This is a genomic window from Planctomycetota bacterium (assembly GCA_038746835.1).
Classification (GTDB): domain Bacteria; phylum Planctomycetota; class Phycisphaerae; order Tepidisphaerales; family Tepidisphaeraceae; genus JBCDKH01.
Map to the genome: position 1 here is coordinate 24384 of JBCDKH010000021.1, position 6625 is coordinate 31008.

4 protein-coding genes are annotated in these 6625 nt (G+C 63.9%); 2 read left to right on the forward strand and 2 right to left on the reverse strand.

Going from position 1 to position 6625, the window contains the following annotated elements; all coding sequences use genetic code 11:
- The first annotated feature begins 6 nt into the window (after window positions 1–6).
- Entirely contained in the window at window positions 7–1296 is a 1290-nt protein-coding gene (gene lysA, locus AAGI46_04085; protein MEM1011385.1) for a diaminopimelate decarboxylase, read from the forward strand.
- Window positions 1297–1347: 51 nt separating this feature from the next.
- On the opposite strand, the gene AAGI46_04090 is transcribed toward lysA, so the two are convergent.
- Both AAGI46_04090 and AAGI46_04095 read right to left on the reverse strand, forming a co-directional pair.
- Window positions 1348–2985, reverse strand: coding sequence for a hypothetical protein (locus AAGI46_04090; protein MEM1011386.1), 1638 nt, complete (start codon window positions 2983–2985; stop codon window positions 1348–1350).
- 5 nt (window positions 2986–2990) lie between these two features.
- The gene (locus AAGI46_04095; protein MEM1011387.1) at window positions 2991–5786 is read right to left on the reverse strand and encodes a hypothetical protein; all 2796 of its coding nucleotides are present in this window, start codon (window positions 5784–5786) and stop codon (window positions 2991–2993) included.
- A 293-nt stretch (window positions 5787–6079) separates the two neighbouring features.
- Between AAGI46_04095 and AAGI46_04100 the strand changes: the two genes are divergently transcribed.
- On the forward strand, window positions 6080–6625 hold a 546-nt coding region (locus tag AAGI46_04100; GenBank protein ID MEM1011388.1), incomplete at its 3' end, for a GntR family transcriptional regulator.

The following is a 6625-nucleotide window of genomic DNA, read 5'->3' on the forward strand; positions in this document are numbered from 1 at the left end:
CTCACGATGGATCATTTCCAGCACAAGAATGGCGAGCTGTATTGCGAAGACGTACCAGCCTCGACGTTGGCCGAGGTCTACGGGACGCCGCTGTACGTCTATTCGCGGGCGACGTTGCTTCGGCATTACCAACAGGTGGCCGAGGCGTTTGCGCCGGTCGATCCGACGGTCTGCTACTCCATCAAGAGCAACGGCAACTTGTCCCTATGCCGACTCCTCGTCGAGGCCGGCTGTGGGATGGACGTCACCAGCGGCGGCGAGCTGTTCCGGGCGCTTCGTGCCGGCGTTGACCCGAAAAGGGTCATCTTCGCCGGCGTCGGAAAGACCGACGCGGAGATCCAGCAGGCACTCACCGCTGGCGGTGAGGGCATCGCTGCGTTCAACGTCGAGAGCGAAGCCGAGATCGAAAACCTCGCTCGCGTTGCCCAAGCTGCCGACACCGTCGCGACGGCCGCGCTTCGCGTGAACCCGGATGTCGATCCTGACACCCACGCCTACACGACCACCGGCAAGAAGGAGACGAAGTTCGGCGTGGACCTCGACCGGGCCGAGGCCGTCTTCGACAAGTACCGCGACCTTCCCGGCATCCGACTGGCCGGGCTGCACATGCACCTTGGCTCGCCGATCTACAGCGTCGAGCCGTACGTCCTGGCGACGCAGAAAATCAACGCGACCATCGACCGGCTTCGTGAGCAAGGCCATGCCGTCGAATGGTTCGACATCGGCGGTGGGTTTGGCGTGAATTACGAACACCCTGACCAGGCCCTGCCCGTCAGCGACTTCGCCGACGCGCTCGTCCCGCTCCTGAAGGATCGCGGCTACAAGGTCGCCATCGAGCCCGGCCGGTACATCGCCGGCAATGCGGGCGTCCTCTTGGGCCGGGTCCTGTACCGCAAGACCAGCGGCAGCAAGTCGTTCGTCATCTCCGACGTCGGCATGAACGACCTGCTTCGACCGAGCCTGTACGGCGCGTACCACTTCATCTGGCCAACCGCCGGCGACGGTCCAGCCAGCCGAGACAAGGATGTGGCCATTCCCGACGGCGAGACGGTCGACGTCGTCGGCCCGGTCTGCGAAACCGGTGACTTCGTCGCCCGAGGTCGACTGCTGCCGAAAACCGAGCGTGGCGATCTCATCGCGATCTACACGGCCGGGGCCTACGCCTTCAGCATGGCCAGCAACTACAACAACCGCCCGCGCCCTGCCGAAGTCCTGGTCGACGGCGATCGCCACACGCTGGTTCGCCGGCGCGAGACGTATGAAGACTTGGTCGCGTTGGAGACAGGCGTCGGCTGATGAGCCTCTGATAGTCTTTTTCCGTTCTAAGCCAAATGCGTCCGATGGTGCTCAATCGACGCTGTGCTCGAATCGCAGCGAAAGCTTGGCCGGAACGTAGAGGCCGACGCAGAGGCGGGTGCAGTGGGCGAGCGTGGTTGGGATGTCGCTTGTCCACGAGACGTCGCGGTTGACCTGGGAGGCTGGCAAGCCCGAGAGGTGAAGCTTGTCACCGGACGGTGCAGCAAGGACCAGGTTGCCGCCGCGGCAGAAGTGGGTTTCGCCGGCTTCAAGCGGTTGGCCGTCGAGGGTGACGGGCGTGCGGAAGTAGAACGCGAGCGTCGCGTCGAGGTGGTCTTGCGATGCGACATCGAGGTCGAGCGTCCACGTGTTCTCGTCGAACTCAATCGTCGCGTCGAAGGCCCAGCGCCGCGGAATCGTGGTGGGCTTTGGGTCTCGGCGGAACTGCATCGGGTGCGTCCAACCCTCTTGCGAACCTCGAAGTCGCCACTGTGTGTCGCTCTGGCGTTCAAGCGCGTGAGGCTCGATCGGAACACCTGGTCCGACCGTCAGGCGGAGCGATTGCAAAACAATGGAGCCGGCATGCAGGTGTAGCCAATCCTGGCTTCGCCCAGAGCGGTTGAAGTGACTGAAAATCGTGTCGTAGAAGTGCCCGCCCGGATCGGCAACGAGTGTGGTCGAGCGCGGCGTGTCGAGCACACGGGCGATGTGCTGCTCGGGGAAGTGCCAGGTCTTCTCGGTCGGCAGCGGCTCAGCCGGTGGCATGTCGCCCGGGCGATCGATGAGGTCGAAGAGCAGGTAGAGATCGCCGTAGCGGTTGACGGCTTCCTGCGCCATCGAGGTGAAGCGGCCGTCGCCCGTGTGCATCGCGACGCGTCGCGCCTCGGAGAAGATCGTCGACGGCCGGTTGGCAAGGCCGCGATCTTGACGGAAGCTGAAGGACGCGTCGGCCTCACCGTTGGGGTGACGCATCGCAATCATCAGCTCGTGGTTGCGAACGACGTGTGCCAGCAATTCGTCTTTGCCGAAATAGTCGGCCAAGAGGAGCATGCCCTGGTTGGCGACGGAGTTGTAGTTGGGGCTGCGTTCTTCAAACCAGAAGCCGTCCTCATCGCAGTCAATGCCGTCGGAGAGGTAGTCGTCGATCTTCGCGACATATCGCTCGTCAGGAAACAGCGAGTGCAGCACGGCCAGCGGAGCAGCGATGGCGGTCCACCGGTGGTTGGCTGACAAGGCTTCGCCCTCGACGAGCGCCTCGCCGGCCCGACGGAAGAACGTCTCGAGCGGCTCTTTGACGCGCTCGAACAACTCCGGTGCTCTTTGCTCTATGTGCCCATAGGCCTTGCCCATCGTCGGGACCGGGAAGCCCACCTCGTTGGGCGAGAAGTTCCCTCCCAGATCGAGCCGGCCGTCGGTCAGTTGGCGTTCGACGACGAAATCGATCGCGCGGACGATTGCGTTGTCGAGGCGCTGCGTGTCGACGTCGAGCACATCAGCCCAGCACCGCACCGCGCCGAGCAGGCCGATGTGATACGCCGCAGCCCTGCCGTCACAGTGTGGACTGTCGTCGCTATCTGGAAAGCCGCCTGATTCAGCCTGCCTGTCCAGCAACGAAAGGGATCTTGAACGCGCGACGTCGACGGCTTTGCGACAGTCGGCGGGAATCGGCGGAAGCTCTGGTGTCGGCATGAGGCTCAATCGCTCGTCGTCGAAAAGCGAAGCGGCAGCATGCTAGTGCCGACGGCAGTATCGGCTTGCCAGTCCTGCAGCGACAGTCGCGACTCCCACTTGAGCTCGCCAGGCGGCGCGGCGTCGAGGTCGGTCAGGCGGAGGTCGAAGCTCAGGCCGTCGCGCCAGTCGCCGGCGATACCGATGATGTAGCTCGCGACGTTGCCATCGACATCCCATTCCACGCTGAGGTCGTTCGCGGGTGCCCAATCGGAGTCGATCTTGCGAGACACACTCGCCGTCTGACCGTCGTGTGCGAGTGCGAGGTGGACCAGATCGCCGTCGGTGGTCGCGAGTAGCAGCTCGACGGCATCGCCCGTCGTGACGTCGCCGGAGTCGAGGCGGGCGTGGTGGATGTCGTCGGTCACTGCGACTTTGATGCGCAGCTGGTCGCCATCCACATCGAGCCAGACGTCGGCCGACGCGTCGTCTCTGCCCTGCCACATGAACGCCGCCGTGTTCGGATCGTGGTCGAGGCGGTTGTGGACGAACTGCTGCCAAGCGAGCTCAAAGTCGGGCTCGCCGTCGAAGTCGCCGGCAATCGAGGAGTAGATCGGTGCCGGCACGATGAGGGTTCCCGTCACGCCGCCCGGCAGCGTGTAGCCGAGTTGTGCAACCGGCAATGACGAGCCGAGCCAGTCGGCATGCGGGTCGACTGGCTCGGCGTCGAGAGAGGTCGTCGTTTCGTTGACGAAGTCGGCTCCTGCGGCGAGCGCGTAAACGAGTCGTTCGTCGTCCGTCTCACGGATGTCGTCGACCAACAGCAACGGTGCGACGGACGTCGGCTGTTCCACCGTGACGAGGTAGGTCGGTTGGCGGAGGAACCGCAGGACCGTCCCATCGCTCGTGACGTCGGCAAGTTGTGCATTGCCGAAGAGGTCGATTTGCGTCGCACCACCCCCAACCTCGACGGTCGCGAGCGCTTCGGCAAGGGCCGGGTCTTCGGTCCAGGTGAGTGTGACGAAGTCGCCTTCCTCGCGCTGGAAAACGAAGGCGAAGCGACCCTCGCCGACGTCGAGCTGCCCGACATACTTGGATTCGGGTTGTGCAATCAGACGTGCCGCTGTGACGTAGGCGAGTACGGCGGGTTTGGGTTGTTCGTCGACGTCGAACAGGCCGTAGGTGTGGCCGGCTTTGATTCGATTCTCGCGGGAGAGTGGGTGATCGGTCAGGCTGTACCAGACGTATCCGGCCGCGTTGTGGTGTCGGACTGCGGCGGCCTTTTTCGGTAGCGTTGCGGCCTGGTGGTACAGACCGTGCCGCGTGTCCATGCCGGTCTCGTTAAAGATCATCGGCTCGGTCACGCCGGCCGTGTCGCGGGCACGCACGACAAGGTCGTTCAGGCCGTTCCAGAAGCGTGGGAAGACGCCGTGCATGTGGAGCGTGTGGATGTCGAAGCTGTCCTGTGCTTCGAGCAGCACGGTCTCCTGGAAGCCGCGCTTGCGACCGCCGTGGACGAAGCCGGTGAAGCCGCCGGTCATCGTGACAAGGCCCGGCTGCTGCGAGACGATGTCGTGCGTCGCATGCAAGACTTCGAGATATTCCTCGACTGTTCCTTGGAAAAAGCCGATGTCGGGCTCGTTGAAGACCTCGTAGTAGCGCACGCGGTCGCCGTAGCGATCGATAAAGGCTTGCAAGAACGCCTTGAACGGCTCGATCTGCGGCGGCGTGCGATCTCGTCTCGGATGGTCCGTGTAACGCTCACGAACGGCCCAGGGTGCGGGCTTGCCGACGACGGTCTGAACGTGGATGTTGTGCCGCTCGGCCGCATCGACGATCGCGTCCATGCGTTCCCAATTCCACTCGCCGGGCTTGGGTTCAAGCTGCGGCCACTTGCGTGTCTGACGGACGTAGTTGGCACCGAGCTTGGAAGCGAGTTCGACGTAGCGGGCCGACTCTTCCGCATTGCTTCCGATCCGTGCCCCGTTGGCCAGACCGAAGAGAAAGTCGTCGGAATCAGCGCGACTCTCCAAGACGTCGTGCAGCTCGATCGACGCAAATGCGGCCTGTCCGATGTCGAGAGGACCTTGGCTGTGATCTGGCTCGAACGTGACCCGTGTGTCGAACACGTCGAAGCGCGTCGGTTTGGGAAGCGCCGTCGACCACTCGCCGCCGCGTGTCAGTCTGATGTGTTCGGATCCGGTGAGTGGTTCGCGATCGAGTTTGCCGCGGATCGACCATCGAAGCTGACCCGCGACGTCGGGCCCGCCGTTGGTGACGACGAGTTTCGGTGCGTCGTCTCCTGGGCTCCAGAGGTGGTTGACGCGACCGGTGACGAGTCGCACATCGAGCGACGCGGCCGTCCGCTCTGCGGGATCGCTTGGTAAGACGTCCGCCTGCTCCTCGACGAGTGCTGCATTGAAGATGATGGCCGGCTTGTCTGAGTCGCCGTCTGTGTAGTTCAGGTCGACGGCGTCGCCGATGCGGAGCGCGTGGAGATCGAGCCCAGCGGTCTCGCCTGCCTCGAATGCGTTGGCTGACTGTTCGAATCGGAACCGGAACCGCCCTCGCCACGGCGCGTCGCCCTCGCCGACGGTGATCGGCACGACCACCTCGGCCCGGCCGTCGGGGACGGGCAGCCGACTCGTCGAGCGACCTTCCGCGTTGCCACGCTCTTCGACGAAGACGTCGGCGTAGCCGAGTTCGCCGATGGGGGTCCAGTCGAGACGAAGCTCGTGCGTTCCTGCGGCAAGACCTGGACTGGTCACATCGACGGCGACGAGTACACGACGATCTTCGCGACGAACGCCCTCGCTTCGCATCGATTCCAAAGGCCTAGCACGGATGACAAGGGCTTCGCCAGCACTTGTGGCATCCGCTTGCCGCGTCACCGAAGCCTCCGCTGACCGGACTGCCAGACGGCCAGCTGAGGCGTTGGCGGCCCCGAACTGGATCGATAGAGCGACAACGAGGATCGAGATGACGTAGCGCAAAAGACCTCCTGGGCGGGATGCTGGACCAGCAGCAATGTACCAATGGTTCACAATACGTCAAGATCGGAACCAACGGTTGCAATCCAGAGAACCTTTGGTAGAATCACCGTTGGATGTGCTCGATGCTTGCTACGCCCGCTTCCCCGACAACGAGCTCCAGTGAGCGACGAATCGCTCCTAACGGGCTGCTGGGGCTGATTGCAGACCAATCGCACCGACCCGGCGACCCCATCTTGCCGGAGCGGACGCTGGCCGCACGATTGGGCGTTGGACGCAAAGCAATCCGGGATGAACTCGAACGGCTCGAGGCCGAGGGCGTGGTCGGCAAAGCTGGCAAGCGTGCCAGGGTCCTGCGCGTCGAGCTCACGCCGGAGGGCCATGTCGCCCGGCAAGGTGTCGTGGGTGGCGTGCGTGGCCAGAGTTTGAGCGGGAACAAGGCCGACCGCATTGCGCTGCTCATTGACATGGGCAAGCACCCCGCCACTCACACGCAGCCGGGGTGGTCCTTCTTCGTCGCCAGTGGAACCAACTTCGAGGCCGCAACGGTTCACCGAGACGTGCTGACCGTTCGCGTTGATCGCAAGACGGCAACGGACGAGAAGCTGTGGCACGAGCGCGCGTCCGAGCTGTCGCGAAATGTGTCCGGAGTCGTGGTCGGCCCGTTCCAC

What these genes read in the sequence shown, in the direction of transcription:
- AAGI46_04090 (MEM1011386.1), bottom strand. Translation starts at nt 2,985, where the DNA reads ATGCCGACACCAGAGCTTCCGCCGATTCCCGCCGACTGTCGCAAAGCC.
- AAGI46_04095 (MEM1011387.1), bottom strand. Translation starts at nt 5,786, where the DNA reads ATGCGAAGCGAGGGCGTTCGTCGCGAAGATCGTCGTGTACTCGTCGCC.
- lysA (MEM1011385.1), top strand. Translation starts at nt 7, where the DNA reads ATGGATCATTTCCAGCACAAGAATGGCGAGCTGTATTGCGAAGACGTA.